The sequence below is a fragment of the Thermoactinomyces sp. CICC 10522 genome (genome assembly GCF_016055075.1).
Taxonomy (GTDB): Bacteria; Bacillota; Bacilli; order Thermoactinomycetales; family Thermoactinomycetaceae; genus Thermoactinomyces_A; species Thermoactinomyces_A daqus.
In genome coordinates, this window is record NZ_JAECVY010000024.1 from 1 (window position 1) to 25,797 (window position 25,797).

Here is a 25,797-nt window from a genome sequence, read left to right on the forward strand (position 1 = left end):
CTCAGCAGTCCATTTTCGCCGCCCCATAAAAAACGACCCCTTTCTTGCTTCCTTCCATTATACTTTATCTTTCGTCTGGAAGCGTATGGGGTCATTATAGTTTTTATGGTGGGGTGAAGCCAGCCGATGTAAAAAAGATGTTCAAATGGGTGCATCACAAAACGGGTCGGTTTCGGGCAACTCAGTCGCTATTCAGTTAAAAACCAAATCCTCCGCCGATAAAGACGAAGATGGTAGCGATCACCAAGAGAAAGATTAAAAGACTTCTCCAACCGAATCCAAAACCGAAGCAGCTTCCGCCGAAACCACCAAAACAACTAAATCCCATTTTTCCACCTCCCAGATCAAAGTCTGTATATCCTATTCGCGGATAAAGAAAGGGAAAGTGCTTTTATCCTATCTGCATTAATCTTCTTAGGTCGTCTTTCTATCTTGACATGAATAATGTCTGAAAAGAAGTTCATCATACATACCAGTTGATTGAATAATTCTTGCTCAACAAAAGAGTCATCCTCTGGGTGGTTCTTTTGTTTATTGCGAGCAAAAAAACCATCCTTAAGGACGGCTGATGAACATCAAGGGGCTCATTAAAAATCTTTGTATCACCGTTACCGATGACCTAATTTCATCATATGATGTTTTCGACAAAAGGGGATAACAGCGCTTTTGAAAATAGGACTGGAAGCCAACCTTGTTCGTTAGGCCCAAGCCCTGTCATCATCCTCCACACTCAATATAATGAAGGGAAGATCATTCAGGAAAGGATGAGTAACTAATGGATCAACTAACGCCTTTTGATTCACATCTCTTCATTGTACTAAATAAAGGATTGAGTTATAGATCGCAGAGGATGGTGAGAAAGTGTACAACTTAAAAATATGTTCTGTAGTAGATGGGGAAAATCTTTATGAACGGTGGATTCCAAGTGAGATCATTCCAAGAGAAGAAGAGTATATTGGTATCTTTGAAAATGATGGGGCTTCTGTATTCAAAGTGATGAGAGTGCTCTATGCTTTTCATCCTGAAAAATCGCCAAAGGACCATTATGTAACGATTAAAGTACAACCCGTTAAGATCAATGACCAAGATGGGTTAAAAGTATCAACTAGCCATAAAGAGTTATTAAACAAATATAAGCAATTAGCACAAAAAACAAGAAAACAAAAAGTGAGTACCCAGTAGGGTGCTTTTTTAATAAAGACAAATCCGTGTAGCGCAACTACAACATCATTACCGATGACTATGTAGCTTGACCACATTTTGACCACATCCAGCCCAAAGATCCCTGATAGCATCATAAAGCGGCGTTTCCCTTGGTACTCTAGCGTTTTCTAATGCCATCTACTTACCTCAAGTGTGTGGTCAAAATGTGGTCAAACGGCCATTTTGGACCCGATTCCATTTCCTTACAAACGCGAAAACCCCCGGAATGCCGAGGGTTTGGTTGGTGGAGCATAGCGGGCTCGAACCGCTGACCTCTACACTGCCAGTGTAGCGCTCTCCCAGCTGAGCTAATGCCCCGCGATATGCATTTTTGCGTCGAATCGAACTGACAGTTATAAATATAACTCATCCGCATTTGAAAGTCAAGCATCTTTCCCCAAAAAATTTTTCTCTTTTTTAAGCAAGATCCGGGCTCAAAAAGCTGGCTTTTCCCGTTTATGGCTGTTCTCCAATAAATCTTCACGACGACTGTGAAAAAATTCAATTCTTATTCACATCTTTCTTCGTTCAACCATTATACAATCATTTAGTAAGGTCGTTAAATTGCTCTTTGACATATCATTTTTTGGAAATCACTTTGATTTTCGTCAGGGCTATGCTCTGTTTTTTTGTCAACTATTGTTCAAACTAACATTGAGGTGAACCTATATGCGCCGAATCCTCGCCATTGGGTCCTTTTTTCTCGGTATGAGCCTGTTCCTGTCAGGATGTACTACTGATCAAGCGGACCAAGTACATAATGAGCAACAAAAACATCCTTCTTCGGCTGAAACGAATCATCCTCAGGATCAAAAACAATATGCTTCCGGAAGCAAACAAAATGCGGATCAGCAAAAACCAAGCAAACCGGCCGTAACCAATCCGATTCCAAAATACGAGTTCACCCCGGTCAATCCGGATACATTGGACCAAAAACAATCTGAAGATCTGGCGCGCCTCAAGGATCAATCGGTGATCTTTAACAGTTCGCGCAAAATAAAAAAGGTCGCCCTGACATTTGATGACGGGCCTGATGATCAATACACCCCGCAAATTTTGGATATTCTAAAGGAAGAAAATGTGCATGCCACTTTTTTTGTCGTTGGAAAAATGGCTCACAAAAACCCTCAGATGTTAAAACGCATTGTGTCAGAGGGCCATATAATCGGAAACCATACATGGGATCATCCGCTGATTCCGAAGCTTACGCAAAAACAGCTGGAAAGTGAACTGGAACGGGCCGACCAAGAAATCTATAAAATCATCGGCTACAAGGTTCATTTTTTCCGTCCCCCCTATGAAGCGATCCATGGCGGAAAAGAACAAATCCTGGCCAAAGGTTACCAGATTATCGATTGGGACGTGGATACAGAAGATTGGAAAGCAGGGCGCACACCGGAAGGCATTTATCAAACGATCGTCAAAGAGGTGCAACCCGGGAGCATCATCCTGGAGCATTGCGCCGGAGGTGATCGCAGTGCAACCGTCAAATCGCTGCGAAAAACGATTCAATATCTGAAAAACCAAGGATATGAAATCGTCACTCTGGATCAACTGCTGCAAATTCCAGCCTATGAGAACACACCGACAAAAGAAAACACTCCTCCCGCAGACGGAAGAGTGTAATCCCGGCACTTCCCGCAAAAGGGGAGTGCTTTTTACTTTTTTTCCCCGGCTAAAAACTCCATCCGTTCATTTAAGCAATTGAGCAAAGCTTTCTGCCGGTCTCCATCCTCCTGTTCGTGCGCGATCAATTCGCCAAACCGAATCACGATTGTCTTCCCTTTAAAAAGATCTCCCAACCGCAGCGACTCCGGACCTTCATAAACCGCCGGGAGAATGGGCACTTTCGCCCGGTCGGCCAAGTACGCCGCCCCTCTTTTCAAAGGTACTGATTCCTTGGTCCGGGTACCGCTGGGGAAAATCCCCACCACTTCTCCTTTTTTAAGTAAGCGAATCGGCGTTTTCAGGGAACTGGGGCCGGGTTGATCCCGGTTGACGGGAAAGCTGTTCAATTTGCCCAAAAACCAGGCGACAAGCGGTATCTTGAACAATTCAATTTTTGCCATATAGTGAATCGGCCTCGGAATGGAAACACCGAGCGCAATAATATCCAACCAGCCCGTGTGGGTGCAGGCCAAGACAAAGCCTCCTTCGGCTGGAACGTTCTCTGCTCCCTCAACACGAATGCGATAGAAAATTTTTAAAATGGTTGTAGCAATGATTTTCGCAAATGAATACATGGCTCCTCCTTTATCCGGATGACACAAGTGACTTTTGTTCTTACTCTTACAGTAACAGGGATTCCCAATTATGCAAAGAGGTAAATCAAAAATAAAAGGCCAATCCCTGCAATTCATACAGGAATTGGCCTATCAAGGGGTAGCTTCGTGGTAAAGTGGGAAATTCAAATTACATCAGGAAATGCTTATGCCATATTCTTTGATCCAGGAATTCACTTGAATCAAATACTCCAGTGCTTTGACGATCTGTCCTTCGTCGACGCCGGCTTTGCCATCGATCAACGCCTGCACGTTTCGTCTGTTGACCAGGGAGTAGATCGGGGAGTTATGGTCAGCCAGGATATCGTTGGCCCAGCGGATAATCGCTTGGTAATAAACAGGGTTTTGCGCAGTCGGATAGGCGCTTTTTCTGCGATAAAGCACATCGTCAGGCAGATAACCTTTCAGTGCACGCCGCAAAATCCCTTTTTCAATGTTATCGACTGTTTTCACCCGGTAGGGCACATTCCACAGGTACTCGACCAAACGATAATCACAGAACGGAACGCGAACCTCAAAGCCCGTGTACATGCTGGTCCGGTCTTTGCGATCGAGCATAAACGGCAGGAACCGGGTAATAAACAGGTAAGACATTTCCCGTTGCCGCGCTTCGAGATCGCCTTCTCCCTCCAAAGCCGGAACTTCGGAAATCGCTTCTGCATAGCGCGTCTGCACATAGTCGTCAGGACGGGCATAATTCAGCGTTTCCTGGGACAATAAACTGGACAAATAGCCGGTGGTGCTCACCCGCCACGGGAATGTGCCCGCATTGAGGAACTCATCCTGATGGAACCAGGGATATCCGCTGAATACTTCATCTGCCGATTCACCGGACAAGGCGACCGTGGCATCTTTTTTAATTTCCCGGAAGAGCAAGTAGAGGGACGTTTCCATCTCCCCGATCCCCGGCAGGTCACGTGCCCTTAACGGAACCAGCAGGTTTTCAAGCAATTCCTCCGAATCGAGGACAATCGTATGGTGCTCGGTTTTCACATGTTCGGAAACACGTTTTACCCACGGTTCATCGAGATCGCGATGGAGCAAATCCGTTTGGAAATCGCGATCGCTGCCGACAAAATCGAGCGAATACGTGTGCAGGGTGCGATTCTCTTTCGCCAGTTCCTTTCCGGCAATCGCCGTCAGACCGCTCGAATCCAGCCCGCCGGAAAGCATGGCCACCAGCGGCATGTCGGAGATGAGTTGGCGACGGACGGTATCTTCCAGGATTTCGCGAATTTTGGCTGCGGTTGTTTCCACGTCATCCGTATGGGGTTTGCTTTCCAGTTGCCAGTAGCGGGTCACCCGTTTGCCTTCGCGGGTAAAGGTGATCGAATGGCCGGCGCGAACCTCTTTGATCCCTTTGAATACACCCACGCCGGGCGTACGCATCGGGCCGTTTCCGAAAATCTCCGCCAATCCGTCTGCATCCAATTCCGGTTTCACTTCCGGATGTGCCAGGATCGCCTTGATCTCGGACGCAAACAGGATCATGCTTCCCTTTTCCGTGTAAAACAGCGGTTTCACGCCCAGGTGGTCACGTGCCAAAAACAGTTTTTGGTTCGCATCGTCCCAGATGGCAAAGGCAAAAATCCCGTTCAGGTGCCGTACGCAGTCTTCTCCCCATTCGAGGTAGGTGTGCAACAACACTTCGGTATCCGAATTGGTTTTAAAGGTATGGCCACGTTCTTGCAATTCTTTTTTCAGTTCAAGATAATTATAGATTTCGCCGTTGTATGTCATCGCGAAAAGACGGTCTCCCCATCGTTCCACCATCGGTTGCAGACCACCTTCCGGATCGATCACGATCAGGCGGCGGTGAGCCAGACCGGCCCGGGGTGACAGCCAAAAACCCTCTGCGTCAGGTCCGCGATTTTGAATCGTTCCCGCCATTTTCTCCAGAATTTCCTTTTGACCGGAAATGTCATTTTCCCAATCGATCCAGCCGGTAATTCCACACATGTCAACCATCTCCCATCATTTACCGACTTTATTAACACGACGTTTGTTAATCAACACATCGTTTATTATAATACATGTAGTATATATTTCAACAAGCAAACTGTTTCTAACCCGTTGATTAATCGACAAAAAGGGGAATGATTGATTATAAATACATGAAAACTCCACAGGGGGATGACCATGAAAAATCAACGGAAAAAACTTGATCCCCGGGTTGTCCGTACGCGCAAAATGCTGCGTAATGCCCTGATCGAACTGATGAGGGAAAAAGGATACGATGCGATCAGCGTACAGGAAATCACCCGGCGAGCAACTTTGAACCGGGCTACTTTTTACCTCCATTACCGGGATAAAGGGGATCTTTTGATGCAAAGCATCGAGGAAATTTTGGCGGAACTGGTGGAAGGGATGCAACAATGCCGGTTGGACAGTGAAAACATCACCGATGCCAATGGAAATGTGGTTCGTCCTCTTCCTGATCTGGTCTATGTCTTTGAGCATGTCGCCAAACACCAGCAGTTTTACAAAGTCATGCTTAACATGAACGGACAACAACGCTTTTTGTTTCGCCTGCTTGATGTATTTGCCGATATTTTGAATGAACGCCTCAATCAAAGTACGGCCTATGATATACAACCGGCTGTTCCCAAGGAAATTCTCATCCATTATGCCGCCTCCGCTTACCTCGGCGTCATTGCCTGGTGGTTGAGAAACAACCTCCCTTATCCTCCGGAATACATGGCCATGCAATTGACGCGGTTACGGATACAGCATCTGAAAATCGGACAATTTCCGCATCATCACAGATAAAAGACCGGTTACTCCGGTTAAAACCAGGGCTAAAAATTACACCAAGAGCAAATGATTCAAAAACTATACATTGTACCATTTTCATGCTATCCGCTATGATAAAAATGAATTCAGTTTTTTCCATAATAAATTCACCAAAACCCGCTTGAATTTCCAAAAGAGGGGGGTGGCGAGAATAGAAGGAATCCAGGCAGGCACTTTATCCAGAAAAGAAAAATACAAACAGGAGCGCATGCATCCCATTGTCCTGTTTTTGTTGTTCGGGACGGCTTTTACGCGGATGGCTGTGTTTATGAGTTTGCCTTTCCTCTCTTTTTACCTTACAAAACAAATGCACCTGGAAGTTTTGCAGGTCAGCACCGTCTTGGGAATGGCCGGTTTGGGAGGCGCAATCGGTGGGCTCATCGGAGGACCTCTCTCCGATTTCTTCGGGAGGCGGTTCATTCTCTGGCTTTCGATGATTTTGTGGACTTTCGTCTTCTTCGGTTTTATGTTTGCCAGGGATTATTACAGCTTCATCGGTTTAAGCCTGGCACATGGGCTGAGCCGTTCTTTTTTTGATCCGGCATCCCAGGCGCTGATGGCCGATCTGACGATAGAGTCCAAGCGGTTAAAAATTTTCGGATATCGGTATACTGCACTCAATGTCGGAATGGTTACCGGTCCGCTGCTCGGAACCTACTTATATGAATGGGTCGGGATTTATACCTTTTTCTTCACTGGAATCGCTTTTGCCCTTTACACGCTTCTCCTGATCGTGACATTGCGTAACTATCAGCAACAGACCAGATGGTCCCGGCCAAAGGAGTCGACACGGTTTTCCAGTTTTGTCCGGGTGCTGGCACGGGATCGGTCACTCGGGTATTACATCATGGGCAGTTTGTTGTTTTATATCGTTTATTCACAGATGGAAACAAACTTGCCCATTTATCTTTACAGCCTTTTAAGCAACGGTGAAAATGTCTATCCCCTCCTGATCGCCATTAACGCGTTGATGGTCATCTTATTGCAGGGGCTGGTAGCCAGCTGGGCCGAGAATAAAAACCCTCTGAGCAGCGTGATCCTGGGTTGCTTTATTTTCGCGCTGGGGTATGCCTCGTTTGCAATCGGAAAACACGCTTCTTTTTTTATCATCGGCATCGTATTGTTCACCTTTGGTGAAATGCTCATCTTTCCGATTACAAACAAGATGATCGACCAGCTGGCGGACGACCGCTACCGAGGAGCCTATTACGGAATCGGCAACCTCGCCCAGGCCGGTCTCTTCCTGGGACCGATGATTGGCGGCTGGATGTTCAAGCAGGTGGGAGCACCGCTCACCTGGTGGGTGATTGTCATCATCTCCCTGCATATCATCTGGTTTTATGCCATGGGATACCGGCGATACCGGCAAAAAAGCGGAGTGGGAATTGCCCAGATTGTCTATCGCGTGCTGTATGATCTCAGGCTCGCTTCTCTGATCAAGTTTTCCTATAAGATGATTCCTTTAATCTCCTTGCTGCTGGGAATCCTCTTTATCGCTTCCCGCTATTTCGGGGACCATCTGTCCTTCATGCGCTTGATTGATCTCTTTTCCACTTTATGATCCTGCCGTGAATCCCTTGGCCCGGTTCGTTTCCCTGTGGGGCAGATCGCTCCCGGCCAACGGGATTCTTCTCTTCATAAAAAAACAAGCATAGAAAATCTCAGCTGTCTCCAGCAGTGATCTTCTATGCCTGCTCCCGTCTGCCGTCATCTGCAATCCGAAGGATTCGTTTCGCTGCTCCTCACTTTCCAGAGCAGTCCAATCACAATGACCAATACAGTGAGACAAACCGGCAAAAAGTCATCAAAAGCGGGAAAGGAATCGACAACCAGGCGCCGGAAGATTTTGTCTTCCGCCATCATTTCCCCTGCGGTGTACCCCAACAATCCTCCCCCGACAATGATAATGACCGGGAAGCGTTCCATCAGTTTCATGATGAGCTGGCTCCCCCAAATGATGAGCGGAATGCTCAGCGCAAGGCCGATTATGATCAAGACCATATTTCCTTCGGCCGCTCCTGCGACAGCCACCACATTGTCCAAACTCATGACCAGATCCGCGATTAAAATTGTCCTGAACGCTTCCAGCAAACGCGAACTGCCCTGGATCTCGTGAGCATCATCCTCACCCTTTAATAATTTGATGGCGATCCAGACGAGAATCAAACTCCCCACGAACTGAACCAATGGAATTCTGAGCATCCAGGCGGCGATAAACGTAAGGACAACTCTGAGCCCGATCGCTCCAAAACTCCCCCAAAACACTGCCTTTTTGCGCAACTCGGGTTTCAATCCCCGGCTGGCCATGGCAATCACGACTGCATTGTCTCCGCTTAATACAATGTTGACTAGGATAATTTTTACCAGACCAATCAAAAAAGCTGATATCATAAGGACAAACATCTCCCGGGTAGAGGTTATCGGGTGCCTGATTTTCATCGGGCGCATCGGGGCACGATTATACCATCGAACAACACCCCTGGAACCCAAGAAAAAGGTTCATCTTCGCTCCGAAGTGAACCCCCATTCATTTTACTTTTACTGCAAATAATCATGAAGACTGCATTACCAATACAATTATCCAATAAAACTATCTTAATATCAAATAAAACACCTGAACCCGTTTACGAAAAAACGGCCGCCAGGAGCACTCCCGACGGCCTTTATATCAAACTATTTTTGTTTTCGCCATATTTTGGCATAGTCGATTGGATTTAAATTGACCATATCCGCATACTCTTCTGTCAGTTGTTTTACGACAGGCAGCGGGAGGCCGGATTGGATCAATTCCTGCTCAAACCGTTTGATGGCGGTCCGTTTGCCGAGACTGCACCGGATATAAGCCGAGCTGAATTTGGTCAGTCCGGCCGCCGTTCGCCCAATGAGATGAAGATACCCCATTGCCCCTGCCTCCGTTATTGGTCAGAGGGTTTATGATTGGGCGGGTTAAACGGCGGTCTGTCATGCGGACCGAAAGGCGGTCTCCGGCCCCAATCTCTCCAGTCTTTTTGCGGGAAATAAAATTGCTTGTTTCCGGAGGAAAAATTGCGAACCAAATCTTTCAGTGAAAACATGTAATCGGATGTCATTTTAAGAGCGGCATCCTGAGGAATTCCCGCATCAATCAATTCCTTGTACAAGCTTCCGATCGCTTTGCCCATCTCACGGGCAGAATCTTCGGAATAGAGAATGTCAAACAGCTTTGTAAATACCTCCGGAACTTTATTTGACACAACCTCAAGCAATTCCGGGGCTTTTTTGGCCATAACCTCAAGAATTTCAGAGATTTCTTTCGCAGAAGGACCCGGTCTGAATTCCATAATCCCATCTCTCCTTTAATTGAATTGAAATGATGAAACAGAAGCTCAGCGTCACGGAATGAGCGCTGCAAAAATCTTCGTAAAGCCAGCCGACAGCGACCTGAAGGCAAACCGGACTGCATCCCGTCCGAGGAGAAAGGGAGAAACTGCCTGACTGAGCGCAGCCGGGATATTCCTGATCCAACCGGTACGCCGCCGCGGTGCTTGAAACTGGGCTGCCTGGATGCGCGCCCAAAGCTGATCACGAAACGCAGGATCAGGCTGTGAGCCCCACACGGAAACAGCGCTGTTTTTTACGGCAACGAGAAAGGCAAGTTCCCGCTTGCATGCATCACATTCTTTAACATGGTTGAGGGTGGACACGATTTCGGCGCTCGACAGCGTCTCAGTCAATAACCAGGGCAGCAATTCCTGCACGGTTTTACACGGTTCGCTCATCATCAGTCCCTCCTTTGCGCAATTGTTGCCGCATCCGGCCCTTCGCCTGATGCATCCGGCTTTTTACTGTCCCTTCTGGAATACCCAGCAATACACTAATTTCTTTATAACTCATTCCTTCGACAAAGACGAGGTAAAAAAGCTCGGCATGGTGCGGTGGCAAGGCTGCAAGGGCGTCAGCGACGGAGAGTTCGGTCACCACCTGATCCGCAATATCCGGTTCTGAACCGCTTCGGAATTCGCCGATCTCCTCCAGGCTTTCCAATTGCGAATACCGGCGACGGGACCGCAGCCAATCAAGCAGCTTATGCCGGGCAATCGCAAAAATCCATGTCGCCACTTTCGCCTCTCCGTTATAGCGGGCGGAACTTTTCCAGATGGCCACAAAAATATCCTGCATCAAATCCTGAATGTCGGCATCATGATTTATCTGTACCCGCAGATAACCGTAGAGGCGCGGGGCAAACTCCTGATACAGTGCCGCAAACGCCCTCTGGTCTCCCATCGCCATCGCCTTTAGCCACTGCTCTGCCAGTGTGTCCGCATTTTCTCCTACGCGTTTCCCGGAAAACCCATCCCCACCACCTCCCCGTTCATTCATATAGTAAGTCGGGGCAAACCGGCTTTTGGTTCGATCAATCCAAAAAAATTTTTCCCGTCAAAACGATATCCAGAACCAACCCGGGACTGATCACCTGAGCAACATCGGAAGAGAAATGTGCCCGCGATCCAATCATCCGCACATTTACAAAGAAAAAGCCCCGGGTTACCGGGGCAAAAACAACGATGGTGATACTACTTTTTGGCCATTAAGTACATAAAGTAGGGGGCGCCGATGATGGTTACGACGATTCCGGCCGGAATCCCGCTCGGGTCCAGGATAACCCTGCCGATGGTGTCCGCGGCAAGGAGCAAAATGGCCCCGATCATCGCCGCAAGCGGAAGAAAGCGTTGATGTCGCGGTCCGACCAAGGCCCTGGCGATATGCGGAGCCATAAGCCCAATGAACGGAATACCCCCGCTTACGGATACAGAAGCCGAAGAAAGGGCGACCGCGATCAGAATAAGGAGCCGTCTGTCTCTTTCCACCCGAACGCCCAAACCGACAGAGAGATGCTCATGCAAATTCAAGATGTTGAGTAAATTCGACTTTGCCAAAGCCAACGGGACGAGCAAAAGAATCCAGGGAAGCAAAGCAAGAACAAAGATCCAATCATCCCCCCAAATTCTCCCTGCCATCCAGTTGGCAAAGAAATCATATTGCTCCCGTTGCAAACGGGTGGTCAGGATCAAAACAGCCCCGTACAGAGCCGCCGCGATTCCGACACCCGTTAAAACGAGCCGATTCGGGTCAACCCCCTCCCCTCTTTTATAAGCCATAATATATATGAAACCAGCCGTTAATATCCCTCCTGTCAACGCAAACAGGGGGAGTGCGAATAAAGAGCGGTTCGCTTCCGCTGTAAAAAACACGACATAAAAAACAACCATGAGCCCTGAACCTGCATTGATTCCCAAAATACCCGGATCGGAAAGAGGGTTTCGGGTAATGCTTTGCAGAATCGAGCCGGAAACAGCCAGCCCCATCCCGGCCAACACGGTTATAATGATTCTCGGAAGCCGGAAATCATACAAAATCAAATTTTCCCTGGCCGTTCCCTGCCCGAAAATCGTTCGCACCAATTGGGCAGGGGACAAAGAGACATATCCGGTGGCCATGCTGATCACAATCAATGCCAGAAGCAAAACCAATGCGGCGATCAGGGTAAAGCGAACCTTCTTAAGCGGGTCGAAACGGATCATGTTCATGTTCTTCCTCCCTTTCGTGCGAGATAAAGGAAGAAAGGAACGCCGATGATGGATACGATGGCGCCTACCGGTGTCTCGTACGGAGCATTGACCATTCTCGCCGCTGTGTCGGCCAGCACCATGAAGATACTCCCAAACACGGCTGAACACGGGATAATCCAGCGATAATCAGTTCCAACCAGATAACGGACGATATGCGGAGCGATCAATCCGACAAAAGAAACGGGACCAGCCAGCGAAACCGCGGCACCGGCCAGAATCAGCACAGCAACCGTCAGGACTGCCTTTGTCCATACAGTACGCTGCCCCAACCCTTTGGCCATTTCTTCCCCGAAGCTGAGGACGGTCAATCCTTTGGAAAGCATGACAGCCATCACCATGCCGACAACAATGGCCGGAAAAACAAGTTTTAATTGAAGCCAGTTTGTCCCGGAAACTCCTCCGGCCGTCCAGAAAGCAAGGTTTTGGGACAGTTTGTAATACAGGGCAATGCCTTCCGCCAAAGCGGTCAATAAGGCCGACACCGCCGCACCTGCCAGAGTGAGGCGGATCGGAGACATCCCTCCCGGCCGTAAAGATCCCAGACCAAATACCAACCCCGCTCCGATTCCGGCACCGATAAAAGAAACAATCATGATAGACAAATAGTCAGACGTGAAATGGAACGCAAATGCACAGGCGAGCGCCATGCTTGCACCGGCGTTCAAACCAAGCAAACCGGGATCTGCGAGGGAATTTCTCGTCATTCCCTGCATGATGGCTCCGCTGACCGCAAAGGCAGCCCCGACAATGGCTGCTCCCAACTCCCTTGGCAACCGGATGCCGACAATAATCTGATCCGCTTCCCTGGCAGGTTCGTAGTGTAAGATCGATCTCCATACCGTAAGAAAATCCAGATGGGCGGCTCCCACTGAGATCGCGAGCACCATCCCCCCGACCAGAATAATCAAGCCAAAAGCCAACACGGATGTTCCAATGGCCGGTCGGGAGTAAACCCGATTACCTGTTGCCTGTTTGTTTTTGGTCATCATCATTCGAATTAGTCCTTTTAATTCCTATCTTTTCTCTTTTGTCAGTGCATTTACGATAAAATCAAGTTCGTTTTCAAGCGTAATCGGGTCATTAAAATTGAAAGAGTTTGAGTCAAAGGTAATGACATGGTTCTTTTGCACAGCCGGAATCCTTTTCCAAACCTCTGTCTCCATAAATGAATTGTCCGCTGCTCCGTATCCTGTTCCCACAAACAGGTAATCTCCGGCGTACTGCGGAAGCACCTCTGCTGAGATGGCTTTATATCCCGTCCCAAAAACATCCTGCTCCACCTTTTTGGGAGCTTTGAGACCCAGAGCCTGATAGATTACCTCTGTCCCGCGGGCCCAGTTGTTTCCATATACGTAAACATCTTTTCCATAGCTCTCCAACACGGTAAACGTTGCATCGTCCCCGATGGCTTCATGAACCTTTTTCTTCGCCGCTTCGGCTTTTTCTTGCCACTCTTTCACCCACGCACGTGCTTCCTTTTCTTTGCCGACCAACTTTCCGATTTCAATATGTTGTTCGAGATAGTTGTGTTTCTCATAGGTAAAGGCGACAGTCGGGGCAATTTCGGCGTATTTCTTGAGGTTTTTATCGTTAGAATAGGCAATGATCAAATCGGGATTCAGAGCCAGCAGCTTTTCCAACGAATCATTGCCGATCACTTCCACGCGATCCAATTTGCCCTCATAAAATTTGTTTTTCTTGGGCCATTCGTTTACCGCGATCGGGGTGATTCCCAGCTTCAGCAGATTCCCGGTGTAGGATGCGGCCAACACGGCTATTCTCTTCGGATGGGCAGGCACTTTTACATCTCCCGTATCCGAATGGTAAATTTTCATATCTGAATCGGCTTGGTTCGTCTGGCCTGCTCCACCGGAACACGCCGTCAACAACCCCAACAGAATAACAAGCAAACTGAATAAAATATGTTTTTTATAAATCCACATCCTGCTCATCCCTCACAAAAGATAATAAAAATCATTCTCAACAGCATATAAAAAATGATGCATGATTCCACAAACTGCCCGTGAGCTGCCAACACAACCCAGGGCTGAAAATCCGGAAGACGCGGGGAGGTCAGAAAGGACACCACGCCCCGGCCAACAAATCCATTTTGAAAAATCCTCAGATCATCATTTCTTCCTTTGAATGAAACCTCTTGATCAAATCATAAGTAAGGCACATCGGCTTTTTAGTTCTCGGGTCCAGTCCGATCTCAACATCAATGTTAAAGACACTCCTGATAACCTCCGAAGTCATCACCTCTTGCGCAGTCCCTTCCTTTATGATCCGACCCTTTTTCATGGCCACGAGATGATCAGCGAAACGGGCTGCCTGATTCAGATCATGGATCACCATCACAATGGTGCGTTTTTCTTTTTCATTCAAATATTTCAGCAACTCCAGGATCTCCAGCTGATGTGACAAATCAAGATAGGTTGTTGGTTCATCCAGAAGAATAATCTCCGTTTCCTGAGCCAATGCCACAGCGATCCAAACTCTTTGCCTCTGCCCTCCCGAAAGGGCATCGACTTGCCTGTCCCTGAAGTCGGCAATACCTGTGACCTGAAGCGCCCAATCAATTACCTCCCGGTCTGTATCCTTCAGCCTCCCCATCCCCTTTTGATACGGAAACCTGCCGTAGGAAACCAATTCCGCAACCGTAATTCCCTCCGGTGCAACAAGGGTCTGAGGCAAGATGGCCATTTTTTGCGCAATCTTCTTTGTCGATTGCTTCATCATTTCTTTCCCGTCCAGAAATACAGCACCCGACCGCGGAGAGAGGATTCGGGCCATCGCCTTCAGCAGGGTTGATTTCCCGCAACCATTCGGTCCGATGATCGCGGTAATTTTCTGATCAGGGATGTTCAGGTTTAACGTTTTGACGATCTCCTCATCGCCATAGGCTATGCTTAAATTCTCAGTATAAAGCCTGGACATCGGTTAGCCTCCCGTTTCTCTTTCCCGAACAATCGAAGAGACAGCGGCCCACTCTGCGTTCATATCCGGGCCCTTTCCTTCGCCAGCACTGAATTGATATCGATTCTCAATTTCATCTGTATTTTATTTAAAACACGGGATTATGTCAATTACTGAGAAAAGGTTATTCGCCTTCCCACTGTCAAATTGATCAATCTTCTGCACAAATTGATTCATTTTTTCCAACGGAATGCGGGATGGAATTTTGCACTGGAAGCGAAGTTCTTTCATGTAAGTCATCCCCTTTAAAAAGATTCGCAAAATGAAAAAGGAGACGCATAAAAACCGTCAGCAACAAGGCGGGCAAGTTGATCCCATCGCTGCCCATGGCCCTTCGAGCCCCCCTTCCAAGTATTTCATACTTCCACCTGCATCCGCCACAATTACGCGACATTTTATGACAAGATTTCTCCCGACTCCCTCAAATTTTACGTAAGATAATCTGACAACCATTTAGAAAAATATCATAAAAGCTGCTAAAATCATGACATAAAGGGGGCGGATACCGTGTCATTAAAAGACCGAAAAGTGATCAATATCGGAACCGTCAGTGAATTAACCGGGTTATCCATCAGGCAAATCCGTTACTATGAGGAACGACAGCTGATTTTTCCGGAGAGAACCAAAGGCGGCACACGTAAATACTCCTTTTCCGACGTCGAAAAATTAATGGATATCGCAAATAAAATGGAAGACGGCTGGCAATCTCATGAGATCAGAAAAATGGAAGAAAAAAAGTTAAAAGATCCCAAACTCCGGCACAAAATGATCGAGGGACAGCTAAATGCCGCCTTTGGCATGAAAAACTACAATTACTCCAAGTGAAGGCCTGCTTCATAGGCCCGAACATTCCCGCAGCGGCAGGGATGCCTCAAGCAATCCCTTCGTCCGCTTTCCGTTTGAATAGAAAATCCCCCAGGGCCATCTGCGCCTGGGGGCTCCTTTTTCTTTGATTCAGAACAGTTTCATGATCTGGCTGAGGATGAGACCGACCACGCCGAAATCGGCATCGCCAAATGTGGTTCCCTGAAAGCCGAGTTCCCCGAGAGCCGGAAGCAGCAGGGCAGGCAAGAAGCTGATAATAAGACCATTGGCAAAGGCGCCGAAAATCGCCCCGCGGCGTCCGCCCGTCGCATTGCCGAACACACCGGCAGTCGCTCCGGTAAAGAAATGGGGCACCAACCCCGGCACGATCACTTTCAGTCCAACCAGCGGCAAGAGGAACATGCTGATCAGTCCGGCCACAAAGCTGGATAAAAATCCGATGATCACCGCATTGGGCGCAAACGGGAACACCGTCGGACAATCAAGGGCAGGCTTGGCATCCGGCACCAGTTTGTCGGCAATCCCCTTGAACGCCGGGACAATCTCCGCGATGAGCATCCGCACCCCGGCCAGAACCACATAAACACCAGCGGCAAACGTAATCGCCTGAATAATGGAATAGACGAGATAATTTTGTCCTCCGGAAAGCTCTTTTTGAATATAAGCAGGCCCGGCAAAGAGGGCGACAATCAGAAACAAAATCGTCATCGTCAAGGATACGGCAACAGAGGTATCCCGCAAAAAGCTGAGCTGTTTGGGCACTTTGATCGATTCGGTGGACTTCTCTTTGTTACCCGTCAGTTGCCCCACCAGACCGGCGACAAAATAGCCAAAAGAACCGAAATGGCCGATTGCAAAATCATCCGTGCCCGTAATTTTCCGCACATAAGGATGAAGGATCGCCGGGGAAACCACCATCAAAATCCCCAGGATCACGGACCCGACGGTGACCAGTAAAGCTCCGTGCAAGCCCCCGGTGGATAAAATGACGGCAAGCAAGCAGGCCATGAACAAGGTGTGATGCCCGGTCAGGAATACGAATTTCAAGCGCGTAAAACGGGCGAGAATGAGGTTGACCACCATCCCGAACACCATGATCAAAGCGGTGGAGGTGCCGAATGTGCTTTGCGCCACAGCCACAATCGCCTCGTTGTTGGGAATCACGCCCGAGATGGAAAATCCGCGGTTCAGCATCTTTCCAAAAACATCGAGGGAGCCGATAATCACATTGGCACCGGCACCGATCAGAATAAACCCGAGAACGGTCTTCAGCGTTCCCGAAATGATTTGCGCCAGCCCTTTCTTCTGCAGGAGCAGGCCGATCAGAGCAAAAATCCCTACCAGAATTGAAGGGGTTCCCAGGATATCAACGATCACTTGCAAAAACTTCATTTTCATCCCCAACTTCCTTTATTTGGATCGGACAGCTCTACTCATAGGTGCGAGGCGAGCTTCTCTTTGATCTCCTCGAGATTCATCACATTTTCCAACGCCACAATCGTGCGCGTGCCGTCGTCCAACTGGGAGATGATGTCCTGCGCCCCAAGATAGATATCCGCCTTTTCGGTGCGGGCGGTCGCCAAATCGGTGTGCTCCACCTCCGCCTCCTTACCCAGTTCACCCAACGCCTTCTTCACGTTTAATTCCATAATAAAGCTGCTGCCAAGTCCATTACCGCATACGACCAAGATTCTCATCTTTGCATATCCCCTTTTGAGTAATGATTGATCATATTCATCACTTCTTCCGTCGTCTCCGCCTGAATGAGGCGTTCAATTTCCTCTTCTTTTGCCAGCAGCTCCGACAGCTGGGCCAGTGCCAGCAAATGCGATTCATTGTCGGCAGCGGCCAGCACAAAGATCAAATGAACGGCTTTATTTTGCGGAAAAAGAACCGCTTCTCTCAACCGCAAAAAACTCATCGACAACTGGTTTACCCCATGTTCGGGACGAGCGTGCGGAATCGCCACTTTGGGCGCAAGCACCACATACGGCCCCAACTGGTTAATCGACTCAATCATGGCTGTCACATAACGCTCTTCAATCGAACCGCTGTCGATGAGAGGCTTAGCCGCCAGGCGGATCGCCTCTTTCCAATCAGCTGCCCGCGTGCGCAACTGAATGGTCTGTTCTGTGATTAACTCGTTCAACATCGGTTTCTTACTCTCCTTTTTAAATGGAGGAGTGAAATGGTTTGGCGCAAAAAGCGAGGCCAACGCTTTGGACAAACCGGCCCGGTCATGGATATCGGCATACTGCTCTATCACATCCATAACCTTAACCAATTGCTCCCGGTTTGCAGGAAAGCCATAAATTTCTCTCGATACTTCGCTACGCAACCGGGCCTTCTCTTCCCAGCTCAAAATCGGTTTCACAATAAACAACTTGCAATCGGTTCGCAAATAGACGGTGGAAAAAACGATGTCACACTTGATTCGTCCGGAAAAAAACTGCCTTACAGTCAGGACATCGAGAAACAGAATATCCGGAAAGAGTTCACGCAGCACATGCGTCAGCAAATTGGAAATAGCAATACCGTTGGGACACACCACCACCGCTTTGGGCCTGCTGGTCAGTTCAAGCCCCTGTCGCCTCAGCCATCCGCCAAAATGCATGGTAAAATAAGCCATTTCTCCTTCGGGAACGGGCTTGCCCACCCGGTTTTGAAAAGGAATCACGCATTTTTTCACCAAATAGTGCAATGCTTCGTTTTCGCGCAAAATCACATCAAGCAGGGGATTTTGCATTTCGAGATCGTATTTGATCCGGTAATAAGCCGAATACAGATGCATCGCGATCAGCGAAGCCAGGTGATCTTTCTCGGCCAGACTGATACATGCGATACGTTCAAATTCCCCGACCATGGCTGCGGCGATCTCTTGCATCGGTTTTTCCTTTTGGGAAAAAACATTGGTCACGAGCAATTGGAGGGCGATATAGGCTTGTTCGGTTCGGAAGGCTTCTTCCGACAGCCCGTCCGGTGCCAATTCACCGAGAAGATGCCGGCTCACCCGGTATTCTTCAGTCCGGGCAATTTCCTCCCATTCCGCCTCATCCCAGCAGATCAGGCATTTCCGTTCCAGCCGCTTCCCCAAAAACTGAAGCATATAGGTGAGTTGCAGCAAATGCTCATCCGTATAGCGAACTTGCAGATCGCGTTCCACTCTCTCCAAACAGGATCGCACACCGGAATACGGAACTTCCCGGTCTTGCTCCAACACTTTTGTCAGCAAAACTTCTCCATTTTTTTGCTCCAATGCATGCAAAACCAGCCATCGCATCAGTTTGCGCTGCTGCCACTCCGGTCCGGTCAGAAGGTAGCCCTCCATCCTTGAATAGATCAGATCGACACCCGCCTGAGCGGCGATCCGTTTTGCTTCTTTGATATCGGACAAAGCCGTGTTGCGGCTCACTTGCAGAAAACTGCTGGCATGAATCAGCGACCAAGTTTCCTTGGTGGTGAGAAGCGACAACAGGATCAACCGGGCTCTCTCCCTGCTTGACCAAACATACTCTTCTCTCTGAACCGGTGAAAGCATGCTTTGCACTTTTTCCTTCAACACCGGTGGAAACACGAATCCCTCCCGGCGTCGGTATTCGATTTCAGGCAGCTTTTCACAGGTCAGCCAGGCATTGATCTTGTCCAGAGCATAAGCGAGTTGTCTGCGCGACAGACGAAGATTCTGTTGCAATTGATTCCATGAACTGTCCGGTCTCGTCACGATCTCCTGAAGCAGTTTCAGGCAGCGTTCATCCAGTAGCATGACCCATCCCCTTCTTTCCTTTAGTATAAACAGAGAATTTTCGTTTTTGTAACCGTTTCCATCACAAATATTGTAAATCGCTTTGTACAAATGTGGGATGATCGACAAAAAAAGACACCGCAGACTGAAGCAAGCGGTGTCTTTTCTTTACCCTTTGAGCGATCCGGCCAACAAACCGCGGATAAAGTATTTGCCGAGAAAAATATAAACGAGCAGCGTCGGGAGCGCGGCCATCAGCGCCCCGGCCATCTGGATATTCCACTGGACGATCTGGCTTCCGGAAAGATTTTGCAACGCCACCATGATCGGCTGCTGTGAAGTGTTGGTGATGGTGATCGCAAACAGGAATTCGTTCCAAATCTGCGTAAATTGCCAGATGCCGACAACCACGAATCCGGAAATGGACAACGGGAGAATGATCCGCCGGTAAATGCCCCAAATGCCGTTTCCGTCAAGTTGGGCCGCTTCGACCACCTCCCTTGGGATATTGGCATAGAAATTGCGAAAAATAAGCGTCGTGATGGGGATGCCGTATACGACATGGACAAGGATCAATCCCGGAATGGTATTGTAAAGCTGGATTTTCTGCAAAAATTGGATCAAGGGGATCAAAATGCTTTGATAAGGAATAAACATTCCGAACAAGATGAGCGCAAACAGCGTGTTGGAACCGGTAAACTGCCATTTGGACAGGATATATCCGTTGAGCGATCCGAGCAGTGCCGACAAGATCGTGGCCGGAATGACCAGGTAAAGCGTGTTGAGCAAATGGGGCTCCAATTTTTCAAACGCGATCCCGTAACTGGTCAGGTCGATTCTCGAGGGCAGTTCCCACATCTGAGCCAGCGTCGCTTCACTGACCGGCTTGAGACTGGTCGTCACCATCACATAGACAGGCAGCAGAAAAAAGACTGAGAGCAAAATGAGAATACCGTTGCTGAAAAATGGGGCGATGCGGTTTCGGATCACAAGCTCTCCTCCTTCCGAAAGGTAAGAACCAGATAGGGAATAATCAGAAGGGAAACGAGAACCAGCATGATTACGGCGATCGCCGCTCCTTGCGCATAATGACTTCCTTTGAATGTCGTCTCCACCATATATAGCCCGGGCATGTCAGTGACAAAGGCGGCACCAGGTCCCGTCATGGCATAAACCAGATCGAAAATTTTCAGGGATATGTGCCCCAGAATAATGATGGCACTGAAAGTGATTGGTTTTAAAGCCGGTAACAGGATATAGCGGAAAACCTGCCATTCCGTTGCTCCGTCCACTCGCGCAGCCTCTTTCAGTTCATCAGAAATCGAGCGCAATCCAGATAAAAACATCGCCATGGTAAACCCGGACAATTGCCAGGCCGCCGCAATAATGACTGCGATCAGCGCCAGGGGCAGACCGACGTGAAGCTGGCCGAGATGCAGATCGGGGACCACTTTTGTCTGCACGTACCAAAGCGGCGGATCATCGACGCCCAACTGTTTCAAAATCAGGTTGATGCCGGTGCTGGGGTTGAAAATCCATTGCCATACAACCCCTGTCACGATAAAAGACAAGGCCATCGGAAACAGAAAGATATTGCGAAACAGGGTTTCCCCTTTTCGCTTGCGATCAAGCAATACCGCCAAAAACAGGCCCAGGCAAATGCAGACGGCCATAAACAGAAGGGTAAACACAACCGTATTCCGCAGATCAGACTGAAAGCGAAAATCGGCAAACAGAAAGCGGTAATTGGCTAAGCCGGCAAAACTGAGATCCTTGAGGAACGTATTCCATTTCGTAAGGGAAATATAACCGGTCCACGCGATAAATCCATAGACAAAGACAAAAATCGCGATCAGCGAAGGGAGCACAAACAAAAAGGAAATCCATTTCTCCCTGTGCCGCCCTTTCTTCACTGTCGAAACCGTTTGTGCTTCGGCCAAAGCGATCGCCTCCTTTGAAAAAGATCAGGCGGCAGAACCAACTGCCACCTGAAACGATCTTGTTATTTTGTCGCCAGATTTGCCGTTGCATCTTGTTTCATCATCTGGATCGCCTGATCGACATTCCCTTGGGTGACAAATGTATTGATGATTTGGTTAAACTGCGTCACAAAGCCTTCCGGAGCGGCCGAACCGTGGGCGAGACTCGGAACCAGAGTGGACGAGCGAAAATCCTGCATTGTTTGTTTTCCGTAGACATCATACTTGCCCGGGTCCGCATCCAGCCGGGCGGGAATCGATCCTTTCAGCGGATTAAAGGCATCCTGCCCTTCAACCGAACCCAGCACGGCCAAAAATTTCCTTGTCGCCTCGGGATGTTTGATCCCTTTGGGCAATCCAAACGTGTCCGTTATAACGACGAACGTTTTATCCGTACCCGGGAACGGAGCCCAGGCGAAATCCTGGTTTGGCTTCAATTTCAGGTCATTCGTCAGGTAGCCTTTGGCCCAATCCCCCATCACATTCATCGCTGCTTCGCCTTTGCCCACCAATTGCGTGGCATCCTGCCAGTTTCTGGCCGCATGATCCTGATTGGTATACGAAAGCATCTTTTTAAAGGTAACGAGGGAATCTTTTACACGCGGGTCATCAAAAGATACCTGCCCTTTCCACAACTTGTCGTAATCGTCAGGCCCCAGTTTCCCCAGCAGAATATTTTCAAAAAGCTGCGTTGCTGTCCACGGTTCCTTATCCCCGAGAGAAAGCGGAGTCACTCCCTTGGATTTCAGCGTATCCGCCACCTTGAAGAACTCATCAAACGTCGCCGGCGGTTTCAGACCGTATTGGTCAAAGATCTTCTTGTTGTACCAGAGGACATTTCCCCGGTGAATATCGACCGGAACCGAATAAATCTTTCCGTCTTTGCTCACCAGATCAATCAACGCCTTGGGGAATTTGTCCTTCCAACCTTGCTCTGCATAAAAATCGTTAAGCGGTTCCATTTTGTCCGCTGCCACCCAGCTGTCGTTCAGCTCAGCACCGCCGTGAACCTGGAAAGTATCTGGCGGGTCGTTTCCCTGCATCCGCGTCGCCAGCACGGTTTTGGCATTGGTTCCCGCCCCGCCGGCGACCGCGGCATTAATGACCTCAATTTCGGGATTCTTCTTTTTGAAAAGGGCGATCAGTGCCTTCAAACCGTCTTCTTCACCGGCTCCTGTCCACCAACTGAAGATTTCCACCTGATTTTTATTGGCGGCATTGGATCCCGAAGAAGCCGAATCGGAACTGCATCCCGTCATGAGAACGAGCAACATGCCTGCCATCAGACAAGAGAACAAGGCGCGACCATTTAATTTCAAGCCCAAGCCCCCCTCTGGATCCAGAGTTGTATTAACATACTGAAACTAAATAAAATTAAGAAACCATCTGCTATTTGTAGTATAGCAATGAAAAGACCGTTTGAATAGACTAATATTTCAGATTAAAATATTTTGTCCTGTTCTTCATTTTTAATGTGTAACCGGATGAAATCATTTTTCCCGGTCTCCCCCCCATATCGGGTCGTGCGTTCTCCGATCGCAACTCATCAATACTCTTATGTGTTATTCACAAAAAATCAATCATTTATTAACTAAATATTGACATAAAGTTAAATAAAGTTATATAATTAATTTGTTAGTTAGTGCTCACTAACATCCAGGCTTTGTCAAGGAGGATGTTACAAACACCGATGACGACGACGGAAGAGAAAATCCTGACAGCGGCCATTGAGCTGATGGCGGAAAAAGGCTATCAAGCGGTCACCACCAAAGAAATTGCCAAGGCAGCAAATGTCAGTGAAATGACATTGTTCCGTCATTTCGGCTCCAAAATGAACCTCTTGGAGGCGGCCGTTGAGCGCTTTTCCATTATCGTGCCCCTTTGGCAAACGGTGGAGAAACAGATCTCCTGGAATCTCGAAGCCGATCTTCTTCTGATCGCACAACTGTACCAGTCACTCATCAGGCAAAACAAAAAGGCATTTACCGTCTTGTACAAAGAAAGCAAACATTTTCCCCATCTCAAGGAAAAAGTGATGTATAAAAACCCCGTTAGCCTGAAAAATCATCTCGTTGAATATTTCCGGGAAATGCAAGCGCGCGGACAAATGATCGACGTCAACCCGGAAGTGCCCGCGGTCGGGTTTCTCTATATGAATTTGAACGCTGTTTTGGGAATCAATGATCTACTCAGCCAACTGGATGAAAGTGAGTTCATCTTGCAGGCCGTGCGCATTTTCGCCCGTGGCCTGAAAGCTTAGGGACCTGAACGTAAACCACAGAGAGAAAAAAGGGGAGATGTGTTGATGTTCACCATCCCGTTTGAAACTGCACTCCAATATGAGGGCGCAACAGGGGCAAAAGCGAAAAACCTGTCCATCCTGGCAAACCACCAGTTGCCGGTTCCCGATGGTTTCGTGGTCACTGCAGAGGCACTTTCGCGTACGCTCGCCGCCAACCGAATCAGCCTGGATGATGCGCAGGGTCTGTCAGAGAAGCTGACGACAGCCGTGATTCCCGATGAAGTAAAAGAGGAGATCAAAGCCCGGTTTGAGCATTTGCGGAAATCGTTTGCCGCAGTGGCCGTGCGTTCCTCTTCCGCGGCAGAGGATCTGGAAGATGCCTCATTTGCCGGACAGTACGAAACCTTTCTCAATGTAACGGCATTTGAAGACCTACTGAACAAATTGCGGCATTGCTGGGCATCCATGTTTTCAGAACAGGTTCTTTCCTATCTGAAGAAAATGAACATCTCCCTCTCCGATCTGGCGATGGGCGTCGTGGTACAGGGTCTGGTGTATTCCGATGTCTCCGGTGTCATCTTCACAGCCAATCCCATCAGCAAGAATCCGCATGAAGTGGTGATCAACGCCAGCTACGGTCTGGGTGAGGCGATCGTGTCCGGAATGGCGACCCCCGATCAGTTCGTGATCGATAAAAAAAGCGGCAACCTGAAAAAAGAGCCGGGGTTGAAAGAAGTGAAAATTCTCGCCGGCCCCTCAGGAACCCGGACGGTGGAGACAACGGAAACGGAACGGCAGCAGTTTTGCCTGACCGATGCCCAAGTGCGGTCACTGGCTGACATCGCCCGGAGGGTGGAAGAAATTTATCAGCACCCGGTCGATTTGGAATTTGGCATCGAACAGGGCAAGATTTACCTGCTCCAGGCCCGGCCGATCACCACGGCCATCTCCGATTTCCAATGGTCGATTCTGCTGAACGAAGAGGACAAAAAAGATCAGTTCTGGTTTTATGATGAAACCCACTTTGATGGCCCAAAAAGCCCGCTTTTCACTTCTTTCATGGTTCCCGCCTTTGTCCACGGATTTCATGCCGGCTTTAGCAAGTTTAAGTTTCCGGTCGGCAAAAGCCGCATCAAATCGCATCTGAGTCACATCTACATGTCGATTGAACCGTTCCGCGGCAACATAAAAGAACGTTTGGCTCAACATCAGGAAATCGTCCGTCCGTTGCTCCCCAATGTCAAACAGTATCTGGCCGACCGAGTCAATCAGGTACTGATGCCGATTTACCGTCAATTGGATCAGGACAGCCACAGAGAGCTGGAACTGGATGAAGCACGGGAAAAAGTGGCCGATCTGTTCCGCTTTTACCAAAAAGCCTGGGAAGTGCACTTTGAAGTGGTCGCACCACCCTCAGCCGTAAACAGGATGTTGGAGAACCTTTATCAACAATTGACCGGGAAAAAGGATCCCATTTTCCTTCAAGAATTACTGGTTGGTGTCATGAACAAATCGCTGGAAACCGACCGGGAGCTTTGGAAACTGGCAGAGCAGGCAAAACAGGATCCAGAAGTGTTGGCAGCTTTGCAGGAAGAGACAGCAGACCGGGTTACGGAACGACTCGCCAGAAGCGATGCCGGCCAACGCTTTTTGCGCGAACTGCAACGGATGCTGGAAACATACGGATACCGCAAAGACAATACCCATGAATTCCTGGGGAAAACCTGGATTGAAGACCTGTCACTCCCACTGAGCCGTATTCAAACCTATTTGCAAAACGGATATCATTTTGCAGATGAGCATGCCCGGATCGTGAAGTCACGCACTCAAAAATACGAAGCATTTCTCGACTCTTTGCCGGAGAGCGAGCTGAAAAGCCGGTTTATGGAGGTCTACCAATGGGCGCTGGACGCGGCGACGATCCGCGATGACCACCACTTTTACATCGATGCCATGCTCTCCGCCAAATCACGCCTGTTCCTGCTGAACGTGGGCAATACCCTCACCAGGCACGGAGTGATAAACGAAAAAGAAGATATTTTCTTCCGAGGCTGTTGACAAAAGAAGGTCAACAGCCTTTTTTGTCGAATTGGAATAAAAAACATTCCGAAGGAAGGTTTCCTATGTTCAGAACCAACGCATCCAG

At 48.6% G+C, this 25,797-nt stretch carries 26 protein-coding genes and 1 tRNA gene; 7 read left to right on the forward strand and 20 right to left on the reverse strand.

Going from position 1 to position 25,797, the window contains the following annotated elements:
• Nucleotides 1–196: 196 nt before the first annotated feature.
• Nucleotides 197–328, reverse strand: a complete 132-nt coding sequence (locus I8U18_RS16295) for a sporulation protein YjcZ (protein WP_198059368.1) — start codon at nt 326–328, stop codon at nt 197–199.
• A gap of 533 nt (nt 329–861) precedes the next feature.
• Here I8U18_RS16295 and I8U18_RS16300 point away from each other — a divergent pair.
• Entirely contained in the window at nt 862–1,182 is a 321-nt protein-coding gene (locus tag I8U18_RS16300) for a hypothetical protein (RefSeq protein WP_198059367.1), read from the forward strand.
• A gap of 263 nt (nt 1,183–1,445) precedes the next feature.
• Here the strand turns inward: I8U18_RS16300 and I8U18_RS16305 are convergent.
• Nucleotides 1,446–1,521: transfer RNA gene (locus tag I8U18_RS16305), tRNA-Ala, on the reverse strand.
• A gap of 351 nt (nt 1,522–1,872) precedes the next feature.
• Here I8U18_RS16305 and I8U18_RS16310 point away from each other — a divergent pair.
• Nucleotides 1,873–2,829 carry a polysaccharide deacetylase family protein gene (locus I8U18_RS16310; RefSeq protein ID WP_232331017.1) on the forward strand — a complete coding sequence of 319 codons (957 nt, stop codon included), beginning with the start codon at nt 1,873–1,875 and terminating at the stop codon, nt 2,827–2,829.
• Between the two features lie 32 nt (nt 2,830–2,861).
• Here the strand turns inward: I8U18_RS16310 and I8U18_RS16315 are convergent, their stop codons facing one another.
• The gene (locus tag I8U18_RS16315) at nt 2,862–3,446 is read right to left on the reverse strand and encodes a lysophospholipid acyltransferase family protein (protein WP_033101244.1); all 585 of its coding nucleotides are present in this window, start codon (nt 3,444–3,446) and stop codon (nt 2,862–2,864) included.
• A gap of 174 nt (nt 3,447–3,620) precedes the next feature.
• Entirely contained in the window at nt 3,621–5,444 is a 1,824-nt protein-coding gene (asnB, locus tag I8U18_RS16320) for an asparagine synthase (glutamine-hydrolyzing) (RefSeq protein ID WP_198065063.1), read from the reverse strand.
• Between the two features lie 180 nt (nt 5,445–5,624).
• Between asnB and I8U18_RS16325 the strand changes: the two genes are divergently transcribed.
• Together I8U18_RS16325 and I8U18_RS16330 are read left to right on the forward strand one after the other, a co-directional pair.
• Nucleotides 5,625–6,254, forward strand: coding sequence for a TetR/AcrR family transcriptional regulator (locus tag I8U18_RS16325; protein ID WP_198065064.1), 630 nt, complete (start codon nt 5,625–5,627; stop codon nt 6,252–6,254).
• A gap of 166 nt (nt 6,255–6,420) precedes the next feature.
• Nucleotides 6,421–7,839, forward strand: a complete 1,419-nt coding sequence (locus I8U18_RS16330; RefSeq protein WP_198056159.1) for an MDR family MFS transporter — start codon at nt 6,421–6,423, stop codon at nt 7,837–7,839.
• A 146-nt stretch (nt 7,840–7,985) separates the two neighbouring features.
• Here the strand turns inward: I8U18_RS16330 and I8U18_RS16335 are convergent, their stop codons facing one another.
• The 10 genes from I8U18_RS16335 to I8U18_RS16380 all read right to left on the reverse strand — a co-directional run bounded on the left by I8U18_RS16335 (nt 7,986) and on the right by I8U18_RS16380 (nt 15,191).
• Entirely contained in the window at nt 7,986–8,669 is a 684-nt protein-coding gene (locus I8U18_RS16335; RefSeq protein ID WP_198059352.1) for a TerC family protein, read from the reverse strand.
• 282 nt (nt 8,670–8,951) lie between these two features.
• On the reverse strand, nt 8,952–9,179 hold the full coding sequence (locus I8U18_RS16340; protein WP_033101239.1) for a hypothetical protein: 228 nt from the start codon (nt 9,177–9,179) through the stop codon (nt 8,952–8,954).
• Nucleotides 9,180–9,193: 14 nt separating this feature from the next.
• Entirely contained in the window at nt 9,194–9,598 is a 405-nt protein-coding gene (locus I8U18_RS16345; protein ID WP_052154243.1) for a hypothetical protein, read from the reverse strand.
• Between the two features lie 51 nt (nt 9,599–9,649).
• Nucleotides 9,650–10,036 (reverse strand): anti-sigma factor, encoded by a 387-nt coding sequence (locus I8U18_RS16350; RefSeq protein WP_198056161.1) that lies wholly within the window; start codon nt 10,034–10,036, stop codon nt 9,650–9,652.
• The gene (locus tag I8U18_RS16355) at nt 10,020–10,637 is read right to left on the reverse strand and encodes an RNA polymerase sigma factor (RefSeq protein WP_198065065.1); all 618 of its coding nucleotides are present in this window, start codon (nt 10,635–10,637) and stop codon (nt 10,020–10,022) included. The genes I8U18_RS16350 and I8U18_RS16355 overlap by 17 nt, the downstream gene beginning before the upstream one ends.
• A gap of 194 nt (nt 10,638–10,831) precedes the next feature.
• A complete protein-coding gene (locus I8U18_RS16360) occupies nt 10,832–11,839 on the reverse strand; it encodes a FecCD family ABC transporter permease (RefSeq protein WP_033101271.1) in 1,008 nt (335 codons plus the stop codon).
• A gap of 2 nt (nt 11,840–11,841) precedes the next feature.
• Nucleotides 11,842–12,879, reverse strand: a complete 1,038-nt coding sequence (locus I8U18_RS16365; RefSeq protein WP_198056163.1) for a FecCD family ABC transporter permease — start codon at nt 12,877–12,879, stop codon at nt 11,842–11,844.
• Nucleotides 12,880–12,900: 21 nt separating this feature from the next.
• Nucleotides 12,901–13,830 (reverse strand): iron-hydroxamate ABC transporter substrate-binding protein, encoded by a 930-nt coding sequence (locus I8U18_RS16370; protein ID WP_198059350.1) that lies wholly within the window; start codon nt 13,828–13,830, stop codon nt 12,901–12,903.
• A gap of 178 nt (nt 13,831–14,008) precedes the next feature.
• Nucleotides 14,009–14,824: an ABC transporter ATP-binding protein gene (locus I8U18_RS16375; RefSeq protein ID WP_198056165.1), complete on the reverse strand. Its 816-nt coding sequence runs from the start codon at nt 14,822–14,824 to the stop codon at nt 14,009–14,011.
• A 190-nt stretch (nt 14,825–15,014) separates the two neighbouring features.
• Nucleotides 15,015–15,191, reverse strand: a complete 177-nt coding sequence (locus tag I8U18_RS16380) for a hypothetical protein (RefSeq protein WP_198065066.1) — start codon at nt 15,189–15,191, stop codon at nt 15,015–15,017.
• A 179-nt stretch (nt 15,192–15,370) separates the two neighbouring features.
• Between I8U18_RS16380 and I8U18_RS16385 the strand changes: the two genes are divergently transcribed.
• On the forward strand, nt 15,371–15,688 hold the full coding sequence (locus I8U18_RS16385; RefSeq protein WP_033101233.1) for a MerR family transcriptional regulator: 318 nt from the start codon (nt 15,371–15,373) through the stop codon (nt 15,686–15,688).
• 129 nt (nt 15,689–15,817) lie between these two features.
• Here I8U18_RS16385 and I8U18_RS16390 read toward each other — a convergent pair whose 3' ends face one another.
• From I8U18_RS16390 to I8U18_RS16415, 6 genes are all read right to left on the reverse strand, one after another.
• Nucleotides 15,818–17,080: a PTS ascorbate transporter subunit IIC gene (locus I8U18_RS16390; protein WP_198056189.1), complete on the reverse strand. Its 1,263-nt coding sequence runs from the start codon at nt 17,078–17,080 to the stop codon at nt 15,818–15,820.
• A gap of 41 nt (nt 17,081–17,121) precedes the next feature.
• Nucleotides 17,122–17,385 (reverse strand): PTS sugar transporter subunit IIB, encoded by a 264-nt coding sequence (locus I8U18_RS16395; protein WP_033101232.1) that lies wholly within the window; start codon nt 17,383–17,385, stop codon nt 17,122–17,124.
• On the reverse strand, nt 17,382–19,451 hold the full coding sequence (locus tag I8U18_RS16400) for a BglG family transcription antiterminator (protein WP_198059349.1): 2,070 nt from the start codon (nt 19,449–19,451) through the stop codon (nt 17,382–17,384). The genes I8U18_RS16395 and I8U18_RS16400 overlap by 4 nt, the downstream gene beginning before the upstream one ends.
• A 147-nt stretch (nt 19,452–19,598) precedes the next feature.
• Nucleotides 19,599–20,420, reverse strand: coding sequence for a carbohydrate ABC transporter permease (locus tag I8U18_RS16405; RefSeq protein WP_052154241.1), 822 nt, complete (start codon nt 20,418–20,420; stop codon nt 19,599–19,601).
• Nucleotides 20,417–21,370: a carbohydrate ABC transporter permease gene (locus I8U18_RS16410; protein WP_232331016.1), complete on the reverse strand. Its 954-nt coding sequence runs from the start codon at nt 21,368–21,370 to the stop codon at nt 20,417–20,419. The genes I8U18_RS16405 and I8U18_RS16410 overlap by 4 nt, the downstream gene beginning before the upstream one ends.
• A 62-nt stretch (nt 21,371–21,432) precedes the next feature.
• The gene (locus tag I8U18_RS16415; RefSeq protein WP_232331023.1) at nt 21,433–22,668 is read right to left on the reverse strand and encodes an ABC transporter substrate-binding protein; all 1,236 of its coding nucleotides are present in this window, start codon (nt 22,666–22,668) and stop codon (nt 21,433–21,435) included.
• Nucleotides 22,669–23,084: 416 nt separating this feature from the next.
• On the opposite strand from I8U18_RS16415, the gene I8U18_RS16420 reads away from it, so the two are divergent.
• Both I8U18_RS16420 and I8U18_RS16425 read left to right on the forward strand, forming a co-directional pair.
• The gene (locus I8U18_RS16420) at nt 23,085–23,669 is read left to right on the forward strand and encodes a TetR/AcrR family transcriptional regulator (RefSeq protein WP_198056168.1); all 585 of its coding nucleotides are present in this window, start codon (nt 23,085–23,087) and stop codon (nt 23,667–23,669) included.
• A gap of 45 nt (nt 23,670–23,714) precedes the next feature.
• Nucleotides 23,715–25,709, forward strand: coding sequence for a PEP/pyruvate-binding domain-containing protein (locus I8U18_RS16425; RefSeq protein WP_198065067.1), 1,995 nt, complete (start codon nt 23,715–23,717; stop codon nt 25,707–25,709).
• Nucleotides 25,710–25,797 lie beyond the last annotated feature (88 nt).